This is a genomic window from Chromohalobacter canadensis (assembly GCF_034479555.1).
Classification (GTDB): domain Bacteria; phylum Pseudomonadota; class Gammaproteobacteria; order Pseudomonadales; family Halomonadaceae; genus Chromohalobacter; species Chromohalobacter canadensis.
In genome coordinates, this window is record NZ_CP140151.1 from 737,985 (window position 1) to 757,614 (window position 19,630).

General features: G+C 63.1%; 21 protein-coding genes. 8 read left to right on the top strand and 13 right to left on the bottom strand.

Features of this window, described 5'->3' with window-relative positions; translation table 11 throughout:
- Positions 1-9: 9 nt before the first annotated feature.
- Complete coding sequence (gene mqo, locus SR908_RS03550) at positions 10-1,536, top strand: malate dehydrogenase (quinone) (RefSeq protein ID WP_246920309.1); 1,527 nt, start codon at positions 10-12, stop codon at positions 1,534-1,536.
- Positions 1,537-1,617: 81 nt separating this feature from the next.
- On the opposite strand, the gene SR908_RS03555 is transcribed toward mqo, so the two are convergent.
- The 7 genes from SR908_RS03555 to nrdR form a co-directional block, all read right to left on the bottom strand.
- On the bottom strand, positions 1,618-2,091 hold the full coding sequence (locus tag SR908_RS03555) for a phosphatidylglycerophosphatase A family protein (protein ID WP_040242470.1): 474 nt from the start codon (positions 2,089-2,091) through the stop codon (positions 1,618-1,620).
- Positions 2,088-3,047 (bottom strand): thiamine-phosphate kinase, encoded by a 960-nt coding sequence (thiL, locus tag SR908_RS03560; RefSeq protein ID WP_246920304.1) that lies wholly within the window; start codon positions 3,045-3,047, stop codon positions 2,088-2,090. The genes SR908_RS03555 and thiL overlap by 4 nt, the downstream gene beginning before the upstream one ends.
- 1 nt (position 3,048) lies before the next feature.
- Complete coding sequence (nusB, locus tag SR908_RS03565) at positions 3,049-3,549, bottom strand: transcription antitermination factor NusB (protein ID WP_040242474.1); 501 nt, start codon at positions 3,547-3,549, stop codon at positions 3,049-3,051.
- Complete coding sequence (gene ribH, locus SR908_RS03570; protein WP_040242477.1) at positions 3,546-4,028, bottom strand: 6,7-dimethyl-8-ribityllumazine synthase; 483 nt, start codon at positions 4,026-4,028, stop codon at positions 3,546-3,548. Before ribH ends, nusB begins: the two co-directional genes overlap by 4 nt.
- Before the next feature lie 188 nt (positions 4,029-4,216).
- The gene (gene ribBA, locus SR908_RS03575) at positions 4,217-5,377 is read right to left on the bottom strand and encodes a bifunctional 3,4-dihydroxy-2-butanone-4-phosphate synthase/GTP cyclohydrolase II (protein WP_040243187.1); all 1,161 of its coding nucleotides are present in this window, start codon (positions 5,375-5,377) and stop codon (positions 4,217-4,219) included.
- Positions 5,378-5,551: 174 nt separating this feature from the next.
- The gene (ribD, locus tag SR908_RS03580; RefSeq protein WP_246920302.1) at positions 5,552-6,721 is read right to left on the bottom strand and encodes a bifunctional diaminohydroxyphosphoribosylaminopyrimidine deaminase/5-amino-6-(5-phosphoribosylamino)uracil reductase RibD; all 1,170 of its coding nucleotides are present in this window, start codon (positions 6,719-6,721) and stop codon (positions 5,552-5,554) included.
- Between the two features lie 54 nt (positions 6,722-6,775).
- Complete coding sequence (gene nrdR / locus SR908_RS03585; protein WP_040243189.1) at positions 6,776-7,261, bottom strand: transcriptional regulator NrdR; 486 nt, start codon at positions 7,259-7,261, stop codon at positions 6,776-6,778.
- A 192-nt stretch (positions 7,262-7,453) separates the two neighbouring features.
- On the opposite strand from nrdR, the gene SR908_RS03590 reads away from it, so the two are divergent.
- The 4 genes from SR908_RS03590 (at position 7,454) to SR908_RS03605 (ending at position 10,612) form a co-directional block, all read left to right on the top strand.
- On the top strand, positions 7,454-7,702 hold the full coding sequence (locus SR908_RS03590) for a GlsB/YeaQ/YmgE family stress response membrane protein (protein WP_040242479.1): 249 nt from the start codon (positions 7,454-7,456) through the stop codon (positions 7,700-7,702).
- A gap of 115 nt (positions 7,703-7,817) precedes the next feature.
- On the top strand, positions 7,818-9,620 hold the full coding sequence (locus tag SR908_RS03595; protein WP_246920300.1) for a sugar phosphorylase: 1,803 nt from the start codon (positions 7,818-7,820) through the stop codon (positions 9,618-9,620).
- Positions 9,621-9,884: 264 nt separating this feature from the next.
- Entirely contained in the window at positions 9,885-10,283 is a 399-nt protein-coding gene (crcB, locus tag SR908_RS03600; protein ID WP_246920298.1) for a fluoride efflux transporter CrcB, read from the top strand.
- Complete coding sequence (locus SR908_RS03605) at positions 10,280-10,612, top strand: DUF190 domain-containing protein (protein ID WP_246920296.1); 333 nt, start codon at positions 10,280-10,282, stop codon at positions 10,610-10,612. Before crcB ends, SR908_RS03605 begins: the two co-directional genes overlap by 4 nt.
- On the opposite strand, the gene SR908_RS03610 is transcribed toward SR908_RS03605, so the two are convergent.
- Positions 10,609-11,133 (bottom strand): DsrE family protein, encoded by a 525-nt coding sequence (locus tag SR908_RS03610; protein ID WP_246920286.1) that lies wholly within the window; start codon positions 11,131-11,133, stop codon positions 10,609-10,611. The two genes, SR908_RS03605 and SR908_RS03610, sit on opposite strands and share 4 nt — an antisense overlap.
- 229 nt (positions 11,134-11,362) lie before the next feature.
- Between SR908_RS03610 and dsbD the strand changes: the two genes are divergently transcribed.
- Genes dsbD through dsbG form a run of 3 tightly spaced genes read left to right on the top strand, consistent with a single transcriptional unit; the run spans position 11,363 to position 14,803 of the window.
- Positions 11,363-13,201: a protein-disulfide reductase DsbD gene (gene dsbD / locus SR908_RS03615; protein WP_246920283.1), complete on the top strand. Its 1,839-nt coding sequence runs from the start codon at positions 11,363-11,365 to the stop codon at positions 13,199-13,201.
- Positions 13,198-14,022 (top strand): TlpA disulfide reductase family protein, encoded by an 825-nt coding sequence (locus SR908_RS03620; RefSeq protein ID WP_246920274.1) that lies wholly within the window; start codon positions 13,198-13,200, stop codon positions 14,020-14,022. Before dsbD ends, SR908_RS03620 begins: the two co-directional genes overlap by 4 nt.
- Before the next feature lie 13 nt (positions 14,023-14,035).
- Entirely contained in the window at positions 14,036-14,803 is a 768-nt protein-coding gene (gene dsbG / locus SR908_RS03625; protein ID WP_246920271.1) for a thiol:disulfide interchange protein DsbG, read from the top strand.
- Positions 14,804-14,828: 25 nt separating this feature from the next.
- Here the strand turns inward: dsbG and SR908_RS03630 are convergent, their stop codons facing one another.
- From SR908_RS03630 to SR908_RS03650, 5 genes are read right to left on the bottom strand one after another with little or no spacing between them, the layout of a single operon-like run.
- Entirely contained in the window at positions 14,829-16,151 is a 1,323-nt protein-coding gene (locus SR908_RS03630; RefSeq protein WP_246920268.1) for an ATP-binding protein, read from the bottom strand.
- Positions 16,148-16,849: a response regulator gene (locus SR908_RS03635; protein ID WP_246920266.1), complete on the bottom strand. Its 702-nt coding sequence runs from the start codon at positions 16,847-16,849 to the stop codon at positions 16,148-16,150. Before SR908_RS03635 ends, SR908_RS03630 begins: the two co-directional genes overlap by 4 nt.
- 13 nt (positions 16,850-16,862) lie before the next feature.
- The gene (locus SR908_RS03640) at positions 16,863-17,276 is read right to left on the bottom strand and encodes a DUF6691 family protein (protein WP_097023869.1); all 414 of its coding nucleotides are present in this window, start codon (positions 17,274-17,276) and stop codon (positions 16,863-16,865) included.
- Positions 17,273-17,731, bottom strand: a complete 459-nt coding sequence (locus SR908_RS03645; protein ID WP_097023868.1) for a YeeE/YedE family protein — start codon at positions 17,729-17,731, stop codon at positions 17,273-17,275. Before SR908_RS03645 ends, SR908_RS03640 begins: the two co-directional genes overlap by 4 nt.
- Positions 17,732-17,785: 54 nt before the next feature.
- On the bottom strand, positions 17,786-19,579 hold the full coding sequence (locus SR908_RS03650) for a SulP family inorganic anion transporter (protein WP_246920264.1): 1,794 nt from the start codon (positions 19,577-19,579) through the stop codon (positions 17,786-17,788).
- Between the last annotated feature and the right edge of the window lie 51 nt (positions 19,580-19,630).

Consider the following 19,630-nt stretch of genomic DNA (forward strand, 5'->3'; position numbering starts at 1 on the left):
GCTATGTGAATGGTTGGCACGCATATGGATGAGTCAGTAGACATCGTACTCGTGGGTGCAGGCGTTATGAGCGCCACGCTCGCGACACTGCTTCACGAGCTGGAGCCGGAGGCACGCATCGAGATCATCGAGCGTCTCGACACCACTGCCAGCGAAAGCTCGTTTGCCTGGAACAACGCCGGCACTGGCCATGCCGGCTTGTGCGAACTCAACTATACGCCCCGCGCCGAGGACGGCTCGATCGTGCTCGACAAGGCCATCCATACCAATACCCTGTTCGAGGAGTCCAAGCAGCTATGGAGCTACTTGGTCGAAAAGGGCAACCTCGGCGATCCGGCACGTTTCGTGCACCCGGTACCGCACATGAGCTTCGTGCGCGGCGAAGACGACGTCCGCTTCCTGCGCGACCGCTACCATGCCATGCGCGAACATCCGTGTTTCGAGGGGATGGAATACACCGAGGAGCGCAGCGTCATCGGCCAATGGGCGCCGCTGTTGCTGGATGGACGCGAGGGCGACGAACCGTTGGCCGCGACACGCGTCGCTGGCGGTACCGATGTCGACTTCGGCGCTTTGACGCGCCAGCTCCTCGACCGCCTCGAAGAAAAGCCCGACGAGCAGGTACGCATCACCACGGGCCAAACGGTCGAGGATCTAGACCGCAACGACGATGGCAGTTGGACTCTCAAGGTCACAGGCAACGACAACACCAAGCGCACCCTGCGTGCACGCTTCGTGTTCCTGGGCGCCGGCGGTGCCTCATTGCATCTACTGCAGAAAAGCGGCATTCCCGAAGGCAAGGGCTACGCAGGTTTCCCGGTCAGCGGTCAGTGGCTGCGTTGCGACAAGCCTGAAATCGTCTCCCGGCATCACGCCAAGGTCTACAGCAAAGCCCCCATCGGCGCGCCGCCGATGTCGGTACCGCACCTGGACACACGCAACGTCGACGGCACGCCCTCGCTCTTGTTCGGGCCCTTCGCCGGTTTCACTACCAAGTTCCTGAAGACCGGCTCAGTGTTGGATCTGGTCAAGTCTGTGCGCTCGTCCAACGTGACCTCGATGCTCTCGGTCGCGCGCGATAACTTTAGCCTGGTCAAATACCTTCTCGACCAGGTACGGCTCTCCCATGAGCAGCGCGTCGACGAGCTGCGCACCTTCTACCCCACGGCGCAGAGCGAAGATTGGCGCCTCGAGGTTGCCGGTCAACGCGTCCAGGTCATCAAGAAGGATCCGGAAAAAGGCGGTGTGCTGCAATTCGGCACCGAGGTCGTGGCCGCCAGCGACGGCTCGCTCGCGGCACTGCTCGGTGCCTCACCCGGTGCCTCCACGGCCACCTCGATCATGATCAATCTCGTCGAACAGTGCTTCCCCGAGAAATTTGCCAGCGATGCCTGGCAGCAGCGCCTCCATGAGCTCGTCCCCGCGCGCGCCGACACATTGGCCGATCACGGCGAGCTGTTACGCAAAGTACGCCACCGCACGCACACCACGCTCAAACTCGCCGATGCGCAGCCCGCACCAGCACCTGTAGCCTAAAAATACGCACCTCCATGAAAAGCGCCTCGATCTCCTGGATCGAGGCGCTTTTCATGTACGGCCAAAGAACGTGTAGAAACGCTAATGCAGCCAGAACCACAGATGCATAGTGCTCCAGGCATATACGCCGGCGAGCACATCATCGAACATGATCCCGAAGCCCCCTGCTACGTGGCGATCCACCCAGCGGATCGGCCACGGCTTGATGATATCGAACATGCGAAACACCACGAAGCCCCACAGCGCTGCCTCCCACGAAAAGGGAACCGCCGCCATGGTCAGCCAATAGCCGACGAACTCGTCCCAGACAATGCCAGAATGATCGTGAACGCCCAGGTCGCGCGAGGTCTTTTCGCACAGCCAGATGCCCAGAATCGAGGCCACGCCCACCAATCCCAGGTACCAATCAAGCGATAGTCCCGACAACAACCAATAGAATGGGATTGCAGCTAATGTACCAAAAGTGCCCGGCGCGAAAGGGATAGCCCCGCTTCCCAGGCCAAACGCCAGAAAATGGGTCGGGCGGCGCCAGACGCTGCGCGGTGAGCGATTCATGGCCCGCCTCCCGTGAAATGCTGCCATCCTGCGCCCTTAAATGTCTCGGGAATCCCTCTGATACCGGGCTCGGCGACGACATGTCCGATCTCGGTCAACGTGACATTACAGTCGGCACAGCGTCGCTGAGCCTCTTCCCAGGCCGTGTCAGGCACGCTGATCAGAAGCTGATAATCGTCCCCGCCGTTCAGCGCGGCATGCAAGGCGCCTTCGCTACCCAGCGTCATCTCCAGCGTCGGCGCCAGGGGAATACACGCCGGGTCAAGGCTAGCCCCCACGCCCGAGGCGTGACATAGATGCCCAAGATCGGCCAACAGGCCATCGGAAATATCCAGTGCCGCCGAGGCTAACCCCCGCAGTGCACGCCCCGCCTCGAGCTGAGGCGTTGGCGTCAAGTAGGCCGCCAGCAAGGGATCCTCGAGGTCATGGCCGCCGGCCTGCCACATGCGCAGACCGCCATGACCACCCCCCAGCGCACCAGTCACCGCCAGGCGCTCTCCTGGCATGGCGCCACTTCGCCGCAGCGCCTGCCCAACCGGCACATCACCGATCACCGTGACAGCGATGGATAGAGTACCACGCGTGACGTCGCCACCGATCAAGGGCGTCGACATACGTTGGCCAAGCTCGAGAAAACCTTGAGCGAAGCGCTCAAGCCACGCGGGATCGCCATGCGTCAGCGTCAGAGCCATCAGACAGCCGCGCGGTCGCGCCCCCATTGCCGCTAGATCGGAAAGGGCGACGGCCAGCGCACGATGCCCAATGGCTTCGGGCGGCGCATCGCCAGGGAAATGCACGTCAGCCACCGACGTGTCCACGCTCATGGCAAGCTCGGTCCCCGCAGCGGGACTTAGCAGCGCGCAGTCGTCGCCGGGCCCCAGCGTAATACCGGAGATGGGCAGGGACTGATCGGGCGTCGCGAAATAACGCGCGATGATGTCGAATTCACCCAACATGTCAACGACGACGCGCAGCGACCTCAGTACTCCGCAAGCGGCTCGCCAGCTTGTCGAGAATACCGTTGACGTACTTGTGGCCATCGGTGGCACCGAAACCCTTGGCCAATTCGATGCCTTCGTTGATCACCACGCGATACGGCACCTCAAGGCGATACTTGAGCTCATAGGCGCCCAGCCGGAGAATCGCCAACTCGATACGGTCAAGATCCTCGAGGCGGCGGTCGAGCAGCGGCGCGATGGTTTTGTCGATGGCTTCGCGGTCGCCAGCCACGTTGTGCAGCAACTCATGAAACAACGCCAGGTCGGCGATGCCCATGACCTTGTGCCAGTTTTCGTGATCCTCAAGGTCTTCATCGGCGATTTGCGCGCGAAACTCCGACTCCACCGCCGTGATCGACTTGCCGGTCATCTGCCATTGGTAGAGACCCTGCACCGCCAGCTCACGCGCCGCGCGGCGCGCTTCCTGGGCCGGGGTCGCATCACGGGGTGATTGGCTCATGCCTCACCCCCCATACGCTTGAACAGCGAGACCATTTCCATCGCTGCCATCGCCGCCTCGGCACCTTTGTTACCGGCCTTGGTGCCGGCGCGCTCGATGGCCTGGTCGATGGAGTCGACGGTCAGCACCCCGTTAGCGATGGGAGTGTTCAGCTCCAGCTGCAGACTGCTCATGGCACTGTTGCAATTGCCCGCCACGTAGTCGAAATGTGGCGTCCCTCCGCGAATCACCGCTCCCAGAGCAATGACGGCATGCGGCTGGAGAACCTGCACGGCGCGCTTGACGGCCAAGGGTAGTTCCCAGGCGCCTGGCACATGGATGATATCGACGTTTTCTTCGTCCACGCCGTGGCGCACGAGGCTGTCCACTGCCCCTTCCACCAGGCTATCGACCACGTGATGATTGAAGCGGCCCACGACGATGACATAACGGCCATCGACATCAGTGTAGCCACCCTCGACTTGAGAGATCGGTTGCATTGTCAAATCCCGGGTCTGAATGCGCGACACTTCGCGCACGATATATCAGCTGTGTCAGTGCATGCCAGTGAAGCGATCACTTACTTCAACATGGCGCATGGTATCACCACCGCCGAGGCGCGCTTTTCTTCACCGACACGCGCGGCCGCCAGCGCCCCTATGGCCCGGCGGTCGGATGAATGAGAGACTTATTCTACCGGCTGGTCGCTCTCGGGGGTATCGCCACCCACGCGTTCGACGACCTCGAGGTCGAAGCCGGACAACGCAGAAAACTTCCACGGCGAGCTCAAAAGGCGCATTTGCCCGACGCCTAATTGGCGCAAAATCTGCGATCCGGTGCCGATGGTCAGATAGTTACCTGCACCATCGGAGGCACTGGAGCGCGGCGCCGGCTTACGCGACAGCAGCACGTCGAGCTGATCCTTGAGGTCGAGACGCGGCCGGCCATCGTCGAGCAGCACGAAGACCCCAGCCTCGGCTTCGGCAATCTGGGCCAAGGCGCTGGACGCCGTCCAACTATGGCTCTCCGGCTTACTCAGCATCAGCAGATCACGCAACGTATCGGCAATATGCACACGCACGGTGGTCGGCGTCTCGCTGTGCGGCACGCCCTTCACCAGCGCCAGATGATGAGCGTTCTGAATACGGTCGTGGAAGACGTGTAGCGTCAACTCACCGAATGCCGTGTCGACGACCGTACGCTCGACTTCCTCGACGGTGCGCTCGTGATGGATGCGGTAGTGGATCAGATCGGCGATCGTGCCGACCTTGATGCCGTGCTCGACGGCGAAACGCTCCAATTCGTCGCGGCGCGCCATGCTGCCATCGTCGTTCATTACCTCGCAGATCACACCGCTGGCCTCGAACCCGGCCATGGCCGACAGATCGCAAGCGGCTTCGGTATGTCCCGCACGACGCAGTACGCCGCCCGGCTCGGCCATCAGCGGAAAGATATGCCCGGGCTGAACGATATCCGCCGCGACGGCGTCGCGCGCCGCTGCTGCGCGCACGGTGCGCGCGCGATCAGAGGCGGAAATCCCCGTGGAGACACCGCGTGCAGCCTCGATAGAGACGGTGAACTTGGTACCGAAACCGGAACCGTTGTCGCGCACCATCAAAGGCAATTCGAGACGCTCGCAGCGCTCACGGGTCATCGGCAGGCAAATCAAGCCCCGCGCGTGGCGGGCCATGAAGTTGATATGCTCGGCCTCGACGCACTCGGCGGCCATGATGATATCGCCTTCGTTCTCGCGATCCTCATCGTCCATGAGTATGACCATCTTGCCCTGACGAATGTCTTCGACAATGGCTTCGATGGAGGCCAAGCCCTGTTTGGATGAAAGCGCCATGGTGTCTCCGCTGCTCGTCTCGTACGCCGATACGGTCTTGTCGTCGGCGCCGTCAAAGGTGTGTCGTGGTGTCACGACGCGGGCGTCGTTACTCTTCGACACCCAGTCAGGTCGGCGCCCAGAGTACCTGCAAGCGCGCTTGTGCGCCAGTGGCAGCATACATGCGATTGCCGCTCAGGCACTGTCGGAGGCGGCGGGTTTTGACATCACGGGGCGCGCGACGATGCGCCAGTCACGGCCGACGGCACGAATGTCGTCGATGTGCAACGGACGCTGCTGTGCCATGCGCTCGAGCCCCGGTAACGCGAACAGCGGGCGTGCCTCGCCGCCCAATAGCGTCGGTGCCACGAACAGGTGCATCTCATCGATAGCGTCGATATCGAGCATGGCACCGGCCAGCGTCGCGCCGGTTTCGAGAAGCACCTCGTTGCATTGCTCTCGCTCCGCCAGATGCGCCAGCAGGGCGCGTAGATCGACGCGCTCTTCGGCCGCCTCGGGCAGGACGAGCACCTCGGCACCGGCCTCTTCCAACGTCGCGCGGCGCGCCTCATCCGGCGAGACGGTCGCCACTATAGTGCGTCCCGGTTCACGCAAGCACGACGCTGCCACCGGCAAGCGCAGCCGCGAGTCGACCACGACGCGCAGCGGCTGGTGCTCGGCGATCGCTTCACCCTCGTCCAGCTCGAGTTGCGCAGGACGTACCGTAAGGCGCGAATTATCGAAAATGATCGAATCGACCCCAGTCATCACTGCACTCGAGCGTGCTCGCAAGCGTTGCACCTCGGTACGCGCGCGCTCCCCGGTGATCCATTGCGATTCACCGCTGGCCATGGCGGTGCGACCGTCCAGGCTCATCGCCATCTTCAGGCGTACGAACGGCATCCCCTCGCGCATGCGCTTCACGAAACCGATATTGAGCGCCTCGGCATCGGCCTCCAGGCAACCCACCTCAACCTCGATGCCTGCCTCACGCAGCATTGCCACACCACGCCCAGCCACCTGGGGATTGGGATCAACCATCGCGATCACGACACGGCTCACGCAGGCGTCGATCAGCGCCTGGGCACAAGGCGGCGTGCGGCCGTAATGCGAACAGGGTTCCAAAGTGACATAGACCGTGGCGCCTCGTGCCGCCTCGCCAGCGGCGCGCAAGGCATGCACCTCGGCGTGAGGTTCGCCGACGCGTACATGGTAGCCCTCTCCGACGATTCGTCCCCCATTGACCACGACGCAGCCGACGCGCGGGTTGGGATGGGTGGTGTAGCACCCTCGTCGGGCGAGTTGCAGCGCGCGCGCCATGCACACTTCGTGAGATAGCGTCGACGCAGCGGCGTCTTGTGTCATGGGCCACTCCTCATGGATCACTTCTTGAGCGATTCGCGTCGGTACGTATCGAGATCAGCGCTGATCGTTATCGTCGGGCACAAAGCTGGGCTCTTGCGCCAAGCGGTCGATTTCGGCGCGAAATTCGTCGAGGTCCTGGAAGCGACGGTAGACGGAAGCGAAGCGGATATAGGCGACCTGATCGAGCCGCTTCAGCGAGCGCATGACCTCCTCGCCGATCTCGCGTGCCTCGAGTTCACGCTCGCCACGGGCACGCAGACGCTGACGGATACGCTCGACCGCCGCCTCGATGGATTCGGCGCTGACCGGGCGTTTTTCCAATGCGCGTAGCATGCCGGCACGCAACTTGCGCTCATCGAAGGTCTCCCGCGAGCCGTCGCCCTTGATCACGCGAGGCATGACCAGCTCCGCCGTCTCGTAGGTGGTGAAGCGTTCGCCGCAGTCATTGCACTGGCGGCGCCGACGCACCTGATCCCCTTCGGCCACGAGGCGCGAATCGGTCACCTTGGTGTCATACTTTCCACAAAAGGGGCAGTGCATCGTGGCGCGTCCGCGGTTGAGTATCGAGAATGAGTCGTTGTCATTGAGATTGATCGACATTGTAGCCTTTCCCCGCGCCGCGCGGAAACTCGCTTGCGCACTGTCGCCAGGCCGACCAAGCTCATGAGGTTGCATGCATTTTCGGTCGAGACACCGGTAAGCGCGCTTTCACAACCGCCAAGGGAGAAACCAATGGGCATCATCGCATGGATCGTCTTCGGCCTGCTGGCCGGCATTGTCGCCAAGCTGATCATGCCGGGGCGCGACCCCGGTGGCCTCATCATCACCATGATCATCGGGATCCTCGGGGCCATCGTTGGGGGCTGGGTCGGCACCGCGCTGGGCTTCGGTACGGTGGATGGCTTCAACTTCGGCAGTTTCGTCATCGCCGTACTCGGCGCCATCATCCTGCTGGGACTTTACCGTATCGTGAAGAAATGACCTTTGCCGTCTCCGTACACGCCGGCCATCCGCCGGCGTGTCGCGCATGGCACGACTCCTGCAACAGCAACGATAATGTCGACGTGCGAGCCACCGATTCTCACGAGGACCATCGATGCCCCACCCTATTCCCCCAGCCCCGCAGACCGAACTCGATGAAGCCGCTTTCACCGCGCGCGCCAAGGCACGTTTGGACGAGATTTACGGACCGCGCGCCGATGAAGTGTTACGCCGTCTGCAACGCCTGATATCGCACCAACGTGACGCAATTCCCGAACGCTCGCGTCCATTATGGAGCGAACGCGATCAGTTACTGATCACCTATGGCGATCTACTGCTCGACGGCGAGCGGCCACCGCTGCAAGTGCTCGACGAGTTTCTCGAGACACGCCTCGCGGGCACCTTCAGCGGCGTTCACGTGCTGCCTTTCTTCCCTTGGAGCAGCGACGATGGCTTCTCGGTGATCCATTATCGCGAGGTCAACCCCACTCTAGGCGACTGGGAAGACATCCGCCGCCTGACACGGCACGGCGACTTGATGGTCGATCTGGTCATCAATCACGTCTCGCGGGAATCGCTGTGGTTCGTCGACTACCTGGCCGGCACCCAGCCGGGGCGCGACTACTTCATCGAAATGGACCCGAACACCGACCTGTCGAATGTCACCCGGCCCCGCAGCTCGCCGCTGTTGGTGCCCGTTTCCACGCGTCGTGGGACACGCTATCTATGGGCGACATTTTCCGAGGATCAGATCGATCTCAACTTCGCCAATCCCGATGTGCTCATCGAGTTCATCGGCATCATGCTCTACTACGTGGAACAAGGCGCGCGCATCATACGCCTCGACGCCATCGCCTACCTGTGGAAGAAAATCGGCACTTCGTGCATCCATCTGCCGGAGACCCATGCCGTAGTCCGGCTGCTACGCGCCGTGCTCGACCACCTCGCCCCCGGCACGCTGCTGATCACCGAAACCAACGTGCCACACCGCGAGAACATGAGCTACTTCGGCCTCGAACGCCTCGACGATACCACCACGTCGGACGCACCCACGCGCCCCGACGAAGCGCACATGATCTATCAGTTCACGCTGCCGCCACTGTTGGTGCACACGCTCACCAGCGGCGATGCCACGGCGCTGGAAGCCTGGGCACGCAGCCTCCCCGCGTTGCCGCCTGGCTGCACCTATTTCAACTTCACCGCCAGCCACGACGGCATCGGCGTACGCGCGCTGGAAGGGCTATTACCGCCCCACGAGATCGATGCCATGCTCGAGCTCATGCACCGCTTCGGTGGGTATGTGAGCATGAAGGCCAATGCCGATGGCAAGGACACGCCCTACGAGGTCAACATTACCTACTTCGATGCGCTACGTGGCACACGTCGCGGCGCCGACCCTTGGCAAGTGGAACGTTTCTTGTGTAGCCAGCACTTGATGCTCGCACTACAGGGCGTGCCGGGCATCTATTTCCACTGCCTGACCGCCACGCTCAATGACCACGAAGGCGTCGAGCGCAGTGGACAATTGCGTACCATCAACCGTCGGCGCTGGCAGAAGGAGGCCCTGGACGAACTCCTCGATAGCCGCAACACGCCCACGCGAGAAGTCTTCATGGCCTTGCGCCGACGTCTCAAGCTGCGCGCCCAGGAGCCCTGCTTTCATCCCCAGGTCGAGCAGCACATCGTCGACACACCGCCGACGCTGTTCGCCGTGCAGCGAGGTCCGCTGGCCGATGGACGTCGCCTGCTCGCGATCTATAACGTCACCGACAAACGCCAGCCACTGCCCTTACCCGACCTCGACGAAGACGGCTGGTACGATCTGCTTGCCGATGCGCCCTGGGATGCGCAGGCCCCGCGTGAACTGCGCCCCTATCGCAGCTTGTGGCTGGTGCAACGGCCTGGCGCACCGACATAGGCTTGCCGACGCGCGTCGTGCTGGTTACTGTACGCATGGAGATGGCATTCCTCCCGTCGTCATCGGCGTCCGAAACACGGCGCCCATCGCGACAAACCGCCTGGCATCGGCACCACATCGCCGACGCGTTCTCGCCAGTGCTAATGATGCCTGCCAACGCACTCGAGGTGCGTCGTGCGCAGGTATTCACGGTTATTTCTTTCAGCCTCGCCGCCCCCGCACGCCCACCTCGTTGATCATTCTCAATTGCGAGGAATCGAACGCATGTGGTTTTCCATCGTGGCGATCGGCGCCGGTGCAGCGCTCGGCGCCAACCTACGCTGGCTACTGGGAATATGGCTCAACGCCCTCTTCCCCTCGATCCCCCCCGGCACCTTGGCCGCCAACTGGCTAGGCGCCTGGCTGATCGGCCTTTCCATCGCCTTCTTCGCCCAGTTGCCGCACCTCTCCCCCGAGTGGCGTCTATTCGTGGTAACCGGCTTTTTAGGGGCGTTGACGACCTTCTCGACCTTTTCTGCCGAGATGTTCACTAACCTGCAGGCCGGGCGCTACCTCATGGCATTATCGGGCATCGCCGTGCACGTACTCGGCTCGTTGGTCATGACCGGCGTAGGCATCGCCACCTTCGGTGCCCTCAAACACCTGACGGGAGTTTTGAAATGAGCGAATGGCAACACGGTTACGAAGTCATCTTCATGGCGCCAGAGTCGCGTCGTCACCATGGCAAACCCGTCATCGACGCCGTGGCCGAACACGCCAAGACGCTGGGCATCGAACGTATGACGCGCCGCACGGCCAGTGAAGGCACTGGTGCCGACGGGCGCACGCATTCGGCGCATTTCTTCGAATTGGCCGACCGGCCCATCGAACTTCTCTTCGTGCTGGATAAGACGCTGACCGAGCGTCTTATCGACGCCGTCGACCAGGCTGGCATCGACGTCTTCGTGCTCCGCCGCGAGGTGAATTACGCCCAGTTGGGGGGATCGCGTTAAACTGCCACCAGCGCGAAGCCGGCATTTTGCAGCGCGATGCCCACCGTCATGCCAGACTGCGCCAGTTCGATATCGGCCAACAGGGTATCGCGGGCAAATCCCTGACCGTGCCAGGCTTGCAGACACACCATGACGCCGACGCCTTCGCGCTGAAGCGCCTCGATCAACACGCGGTTGGGGTTGTTCGAGGCGTCCGGCAATCCGTAATGACGCGCATAGGCGGCATCCTCGAGCAGGCACGGCGTCGCTGCTCCTGAAACGAGGACGATCATGTGGCGACGCTCGGCCGGCACGTCGGCCGCCGCGAACAGGTTCACCGCGCGCACGGCGCGCAGAAGCCCGGCATTGGCCATGGCCGCCTGCGCGCTGGGCGTCGTCCACTGGAACAGCGCTCGGTAGGTGCCATGCGCCAGCGGCAACCACTGGGCCTCTTCTTGCCCCGCGAGCGGCACGTCGTCGATGGGCGACGGCGAGGTGCTCGGTGGTTGTCGTGATATCCAGTTATTCCAGCCTGTCGTCATATCGCCCCTCCCACGGATTGCAATCACACCACTTCAGCGCGTTGCCGCTCGCTTGGCAAGCGCCGCGACATGCTGACATGCATCGCTCTTAATGCTCGGCTAATCCCATGCCGTTATGCTAGGCGCCATCTCGTCACCCGTATGGACTATCATGATTCACGCTTCGCGCCGGCCAATATGCCATTTTCGCTCCCCAAGCCATGGGCTCGCAGCCTGTCTGGCCGCGCTCATGCTCGTCTTCGCCACCCCGGCCTTCGCCGAATCGCCGTTTGCCAGCCAAGACGACTTCCTCTCCGCCGAGCAGGCTTTCTCGTTGTCGGTATCGCGCGATGACGGCACGCTCATCGCCGAGTGGGACATCGCGCCAGAGTATTACCTGTATCGGCATCGCTTCAGCGTCGAAACCGAAGATGGCCCGGTGGATATCGAGCTACCGAAGGGCGAGACCATCGAGGACGACTATTTCGGTCGCTCAGAGGTCTACCATCATCAAGTGGCATTGCGTGCCGCGCTGGGCGATGCCGAGCAGGTGACGCTGACTTGGCAAGGCTGTGCCGAAGCTGGGCTGTGTTATCCGCCGCAGCACCGAACCTTCGATGCCGACACGCTCGCCGCCAGCAGCAAAGCGGATAGCGCCAACACCACGGATCATGCGCGTGACACTGCCTTCGAGCCCGGCACCGATGATGCGGCAAACTCGAGCGATGCATCGCCCCCCTCCGATGCCGCTCAGGCCGACGATCAACGCCTCGCATCCCAGCTGGCCGACGCCCGGCTGGGCTGGGTGCTACTGGCTTTCTTCGGCATGGGGTTGCTGCTGACCTTCACGCCCTGCGTGCTGCCCATGGTGCCGATCCTTTCCAGTCTCATCGTGGGTGCCACACGCGACGGCCGGCCACGCATGCGTGACGGTGCCATGCTCTCGCTCGCCTACATATTACCCATGGCCACGACGTACGCAGCGCTAGGTGTCGCGGCGGCGCTGGCCGGGGCCAACCTGCAGATGCTGTTCCAAGCGCCTATATTCATCGCCAGCTTCGCCGTGCTTTTCGTGCTGCTGGCCCTGGCGATGTTCGGCGTGTTCGAGCTGACGTTACCCCAAGGATTACGTACCCGGCTCGATGCGCGCCTAGAACGCCAACGCAGCGGGCGTCTCAAAGGCGCAGCCATCATGGGCGTACTCTCGGCATTACTGGTCGGCCCCTGCATGACGGCACCGCTGGCCGGGGCCCTGCTTTACATCGCCGAAAGCGGCAATGCCTGGCAAGGCGGCCTGGCCCTCTGGTCATTGGGGCTGGGGATGGGCGCTCCCTTGTTTGCAGTAGGACTGCTCGGGCCGCGAATTCTGCCGCGCCCCGGGGCGTGGATGACTCGCGTACGCGCTATCTTCGGCTTCGTATTGTTGGGCATGGCGATATGGTTCGCGGCACGCATCCTGCCCCCTGCGCTGGAGATGGCCGCCTGGGGTGCTCTGTTCATCTGCCTAGCCCAGGCCACCTGGGCAACGGCACATGCACTGCACGACGCGCTGAAGGTGCTGGGACGCAGCCTAGGCATGCTCTTCGGCCTATGGGGAATTCTCATGCTCGTCGGCGCGGCGGGAGGCCAACATGATCCGCTGCGGCCCTTGGCAGACTTCACGGGCAGCGGCGGCCCGCATGACACCGAGACATCCTCGACACTCAGCTTCGAGACCGTCGACGACCGTAACGCGTTGAACGCGCGTCTCGAGGAAGCGGTAGCACAGCAACGTCAGACACTCGTGGAATTCACCGCCGACTGGTGCATCAGTTGCGAGGTCATCGAAGAAGAAGTGTTCGGCGATGCACGCGTGCAAGCGGCGCTGGAAGACGTGCAACTTCTACGCATCGACGTTACCGACAATAACGCCGCGGACCAGGCCATCATGCAAGCACTGGGCGTGGTCGGTCCCCCGACCCTGCTGCTTTACGGCGCCGATGGCCGCGAACGTCGAGACAACCGCATCGTGGGTGAATTGAGTGCGGAAGCGTTCCTTGAACGCCTCGAGCGAGTAAAAGACACGCCCCGCACGGGAGACGACGCATGACGGTCCTCGACCGCAGCGTGGCCATCGGACCGCTGGCGCTCAGCCTCGGCCAATTGTTGCTTGTCTTCGCGCTAGCCGTTGCTATCGTCACCGGCGCCTTGATCGGGCGTCGACAGCGCATCGGTGTCAGCGACACCCTCTTTACAGTAGTCTTCGTCGCCCTCGTCGGCGCGCGCCTGGTGTTCATCGTGCGCTACTGGGATTCCTACGATTCCCTGTGGGCCATGCTCGACATCCGTGACCGTGGCTTCGACCCATGGGGCGGGCTTGCCGCCGCCTTGGTCTACTGTGGTTGGCGACTATGGCGCGCACCTCGCCAACGTCGCGCTTTGAGTGCCGCACTGCTGGCCGGTGCTCTCACCTGGGCGGGGGCAGTCTATGCTCTGGTCAAGCTTGACGAGGATGGGCATAGCGCTTTGCCCAAGACGTCGCTGATGACAATCGACGGCACTGCCACCGACCTCCCTACCCTACAAGACGATCAACCCTTGGTAGTAAATCTCTGGGCTAGCTGGTGCCCGCCCTGCAGGCGCGAGATGCCACTGCTCGCCGATACCCAGCAGCGCCGTGACGATGTCACCTTCGTGTTCGTCAATCAGGGCGAGGCTCGCCAGGTCATCCGTCACTACCTGGACAACGAATCCCTCGATCTCGATAACGTGCTACGTGACGAGACGCTGGCGCTCGGAGAGCACGTCGGTGTCAAAGCGATGCCCACTACCTTGTTCTATGACGCCGATGGCCGCCTGGTCGACACGCATTTCGGCGAACTCTCGCAAGCCACCTTGAAACACGCCTTGTCACGCCTGACTCCACCTTAATAGGAGAATCCGCATGTCTTTGATCGCATGCACCATACGCCTAGGTTTCATCAGTGCTCTCGCCTTGGCTGCCACGCCCGCCTGGAGCCAGCCCGAGAACCTGCCCGCCCCCGTCGAAGCACTCGTCGGTCAAGGATTGACAGTGCACGAACGCTTCGAGGCTCCCGATGGCCTGACAGGTTACGCCGCTAGCGCGCAAGGCCAGCCGGTGGCGATCTATGTCACCGAAAACGGCCAGCACGCCATCGTCGGCAACCTTGTCGATGCCGAAGGCAACAACCTGTCGAGCGAGCCGCTCGACGAATTCGTCAAGGGACCGCAGAACGCCGCCGTGTGGCAACGCCTCGAGGACAGTCATTGGATCCTCGACGGCAGCAGCGACGCCCCGCGCACGGTGTACGTCTTCACCGACCCCAACTGCCCATACTGCAAAAGCTTCTGGGACGCCGCACGTCCTTGGATCGAGGCCGGTGACGTCCAGCTGCATCACATCATGGTGGGTGTTCTCAAGTCGGATAGCCCCGCCAAGGCAGCCACACTGCTGGGCGCCGACGATCCCGTAGCCGCCTTCACGGCACACAATCGCGGCGACGAGGTGGCCCCGTCCGCACAACCGGCCGATATCGAGCAGCAAGTTCAGGACAACAACACCCTCATGCGCGAGCTGAACCTTCGGGGTACACCGGCGATCGTCTATCATCAGGACGGCAAGCTAGAGGTTGCTCAGGGAATGCCAGACGCGGAAAAAATGCGCGCCGTCATGGGCTCGCCACGCCCCTGATCACCCGCATCAGGTGACACGAGAATCAGGCCTGTGGCAGCTTCATGCACACCTCGAAGCCACCGCTTGCAGGGTGCTGAAATTGCAGCGCGCCACTGGCACGTTCTGCAATCGCGGCCGTGATCGCAAGCCCTAGACCACTACCCGACGTCACCGAATGCCGCCAAAAGCGCTCGGTGACATGAGCAAGCGCCTCATCGGGCACGCCCGGCCCTTGGTCGTGCACGCGTAGCTCAACCCATGCGGTGGCATTCGTCTCATGCGTCGCCAAGTCTACGTCCAACGTCACAGGCAAACCGGCCGGGCCATGCTTGAGCGAGTTGTCGAGTACGTTACGCAGCGCCGTGGCGGCCAGTTCCAGCGACACTCCCACGCGCGCATCCGGGAGTTTAGCCGGGACGACGATACGAGCAGGCTCTTGCGTATCGTGCACGGCGCTACGGACGATATCGGCCACTGTCGCACCGTCTGTCTCGTGCTGCACCCCGGCGCCCTCGATACGCGCCAGGGCCAGCAATTGATCGAGCGTGGCGGCCAAGCGCTGGGTCCCCTGCTCGGCATGCACGACGGCCTGGCGAATCGCATCGCCCTCTACGCGTCGCGCGACCTGAAGGTGCGTCTTGACGGCGGTCAGCGGTGTCCGCAGCTCATGCGCGGCAGCATCGGTGAAGCGCTGTTCACGATGAATGGCAGCACGCATACGTGCCAATAACTCATTGAGCGTGACAATAAGCGGACGTAGTTCGCGCGGTAGCCCGGTATCCGCCACTGGCGAAAGGTCATCATGATGCCGACGGCTCAGCGCCGCGCGCCATCTCTCGAGTGGGCGCAGGGCATGCTGGGTGCCCCACCACAGCACACCCCCGCTGATTACCAGCGCCACCGCGAAGGGCACGACCACCAGCGCTAGGATATCGCGCATCAGACTACGCCGTTCCGTCACGCGGTCGGCGGTGGTGATCGTCACGCCATCGCGTATCAGCGTATAGACACGCCAGTCCTCACCCTGGCGCTGCCGATAGGAATAACCCGGCTGGCCCACATCGAGGATCGCGGCCATGTTCGCATGCGTACGTGCCAGCACTTGGCCCTGCGCGGACGTCACCTGACAGGCGACGCCCTTTAGCGGTGCCACGATGGATGCCCGCTGCGTCTCATCAGCCGCCCAGCTGTCCTCAGGCAATCGCGCCATCAGACCCGCGACCATGTTCGCCGACTGTGCGAGGCGGCGGTCGAGCGTACGCTCCACCTCATCGTTGAGGCCCCACCACAGCCAGGCTGCCGCCAGGCTCCAAGTGACCGTCAAGGTCACGCCGAGAATCACCAGCAAGCGCGTCTTGAGGCTCATCGCGACGCCACCGACGAGGCATCCGCCTCCGCCAGAGCCTCGGCCGTGCCGAGACGATAACCGAGGCCACGGACCGTCTCGATCACCGCCGGCACCAATTTACGCCGCAGGTGGTGGATATGCACATTGAGGGCGTTGCTTTCTACCTCGTCGTCGAGGCCGTAGAGACTATCGCGCAGTTGATTCGCGCTCAGCACGCTGCCCGGCGACTGCAGGAAGGTCTCCAGCAGCACCAGTTCCCGCCGCGACAGCGTGACAGGGTGTCCCCGCCAGGTGACCTGGCGCGTCTGAGGGTCGAGCCGCAACGCGCCATGGACGATACACGGATGGGCCCGGCCGCCTGCGCGACGCAGTAACGCATGCAATCGCGCGACCAGTTCGTCGAGATCGAAGGGCTTGACCAGATAGTCGTCGGCACCGGCATCGAGCCCCGCGATGCGGTCGCTGACGGCATCGCGGGCGGTCAGCACCAATACCGGCACGCATTTGCCGGCCTCGCGCCATTCCTCGACCAGCGTCAACCCATCGCCATCGCGAAGACCGCGGTCGAGTACCACGACATCGCTGGTAACGACCTGCAGGGCATGACGCGCCGCTGCCATCGAGGCGACGGTATCGACCGCCCAGCCGTGGCTTTCCAGCCCCGCACGAATACCGGCCGCCACCAGTTCATCGTCCTCAACGAGAAGCACATGCATGTATTGTTTCCCCTCAATGACGCGAGTTCATTCGCCGGGCCAACCACCATCCCGCTATCAACGTCACGATGAATGCCGCCAGCGGCCAGCTCAGCCCCGAAAGCGAGGCGACCGCCGGCCCCGGACAATACCCCGAGAGCCCCCAGCCGATGCCGAAAAGCGCCGCACCACCCAGCAAGTGAGCGTCGAGATCACGGCGGGTGGGCAGCTGGAACCGGGATTCTAACAGCGGCATCTGGCGTCGCCAGACGAGCCGGTAACCGATGAACGTGGTGACGACCGCACCGCCCAGCACGAAGATCAGGGTCGGATCCCAGGCGCCGGCGACATCGAGAAAGCCGATGACCCGCGCTGGATCGGTCATGCCGCTGATCGCCAAGCCGAGCCCGAACAGCAACCCTGCCAGATAACCCGCCAGTGCCTTCATGCCGAGCCCTCCAGCATGTGCCGCGCAACGAATACCGTCAGCATGGCGACCAGCACGAAGACGAGCGTTGCGGCCATCGAGCGGGGCGAGAGACGCGCCAATCCGCAGACCCCGTGACCGCTGGTGCAGCCGCTACCCAGTCCCGTGCCCAACCCGACCAGCAGGCCAGCCACTAGCATCGTTGTCAGCCCGCTTGCCGGGGAGCCGATCATCGCCCCGCTGTCGCCCGCCACATTGCCCCAGTCCAGGCCAGCCAGGATCAGCAAGGCCGGCCCGGAGACGATTCCCAGCAGAAACGCGACACGCCAGGACCTGTCCCCGCCGCGGTCGAAAATCAGCCCGGAGAGAATGCCGCTGATCCCGGCGATCCGTCCCAGCAGCCCCATGAGCAGAGTAGCGGAAAGTCCGATCAGGACCCCGCCCAGCAACCCCTGCAACGCACTCATCGATTCCATCTCATTCCTCTTGATGTTGTCTCCACCATGACTGTCTAAACCAGCTGTCGCGTCTCAACCGACTGTCGCCGAATGCCCAGGGCCGGGCGATTCGATACACGGATGGCTCAGCGGCGCCGCCCCGCGGCCATGCAGCTCGCACCAGGCATCGAAGGTGCTCAGAAAGACCCGGCCATTGAGCGTTTCGAGCAGTTCAGTGCGACTCAGCCGATCCATCACCGGTCCTTTTACTTCGGCGAGATGCAGCCCGATCCGCCGGTCCCGAAGACGCCGATTGAGCGCTTCGAGACTCTCCAATGCCGTCGCATCGATGACATTGATCGCCTGGCAGGCCAGCACTAGATCCCGCGGCGGAGGATCGCGATTGACCACCGCCGTGATCAGGTCTTCCAGGTGGCGAACGTTGGCAAAATAAAGGCTCTCGTCGACGCGCAGAATGGCGACCCCGGCGTCGGTTTCCACGGCATGGCGACGGACGTTGCGAAAATGCTCGGTGCCGGGGATGCGACCGACTTCCGCGCTGTGCGGCCGACTGGTGCCATAAAGATGCAACGCCAGCGACATGGCAACACCGACCAGGATCCCCACGTCCACGCCCAGCATCAGTGTCGCCAGTGCAGTCGCCGACATGGCGATGCCTTCGCCACGAGCATAGCGCCAGACACGCTTGAATGCCGCCAGATCGACCAGCGACACGGTGGCGATGACGATGGTCGCCGCCAGCGTTCCCATCGGCAATTGTCGCAGCCAGGGCGAAAGAAACAGCATGGCCAACGCGATGCCCACGGCGGTGAAAGCACTGGATGCCGGGGTGCGGGCACCGGCATCGAAGTTGACCACGGAACGGGAGAAGCCGCCGGTGATCGGCATGCCGCCGGTGAACGAAGCCGCCAGGTTGGCTCCGCCCAGCCCGATCAGTTCCTGGTCCGGGTCGACGCGTTCGCCGCGGCGCACCGCCAGCGCCTGCGCCACCGAGACCGACTCCACGTAGCCGACGATGCTGATAAGCACCGCCGAGCCAATCAGCGATCGCCACAGCGCGGGCTCCCAGTCGGGCAGGGTCAACGGCGGCAGGCCGGCGGGAATTTCGCCGATGACGGCGACCCCATTACCGAGCCATCCCGCCGCACCGGCCACCAACGTCGCCAGCACGATGGTGGCGATCGGTGCCAACTTGACCAGCACGCCCGCCATTCTAGTCGGCACCCGGCAGCGTTCCAGCGCGGATTTGCCCCACCGCCGTACCCACCACAACACCAGAAGCGATCCCAGCCCGATGCTCATTGTCGGTAGACTGACATCTTCCAGCACGAAAGGTAACTGAGCCACCAGCGCCGGTAACGTCGAGCCCGACAGGTCGACTCCAAGTAGCTGATTGAGCTGACTCGCCGCGATCAGAACGCCCGAGGCGCTGACGAACCCGGTCATCACGGGATGACTCAGGAAGTTGACCAGAAAGCCCAACCGGCAGAGCCCCATGATCAGCAGAATGCCGCCGGAAAGCAGCGCCAGTACCAGGGCCGCAGCGATGTAATCCTGCGACCCCGATTCGGCTACCTGCGACAATGCCGATGCCGTCATCAAAGAGACGACCGCCATCGGTCCCACCGACAACGTCGTGCTGGTCCCCAACAGCGTGTAGACCACCAGCGGCACGAGGCTCGCGTACAACCCCACCACCGGGGGGAGTCCCGCCAGCATCGCGTAGGCCAGTGCCTGCGGAATCAGCATCAGCGCCACGATGACGGCCGCCAGCAGATCTTCGCCCAACCACTGGCCGTTGTAGCGCCGTCCCCAATCGAGAACCGGCAGCCAGCGTGCCAACCCGACCCTGTTCTGCTGATTCATGACGGGCCAGCCTCGTTATCCGAACCGTGTCGTGAGCTATCATTCATGCAA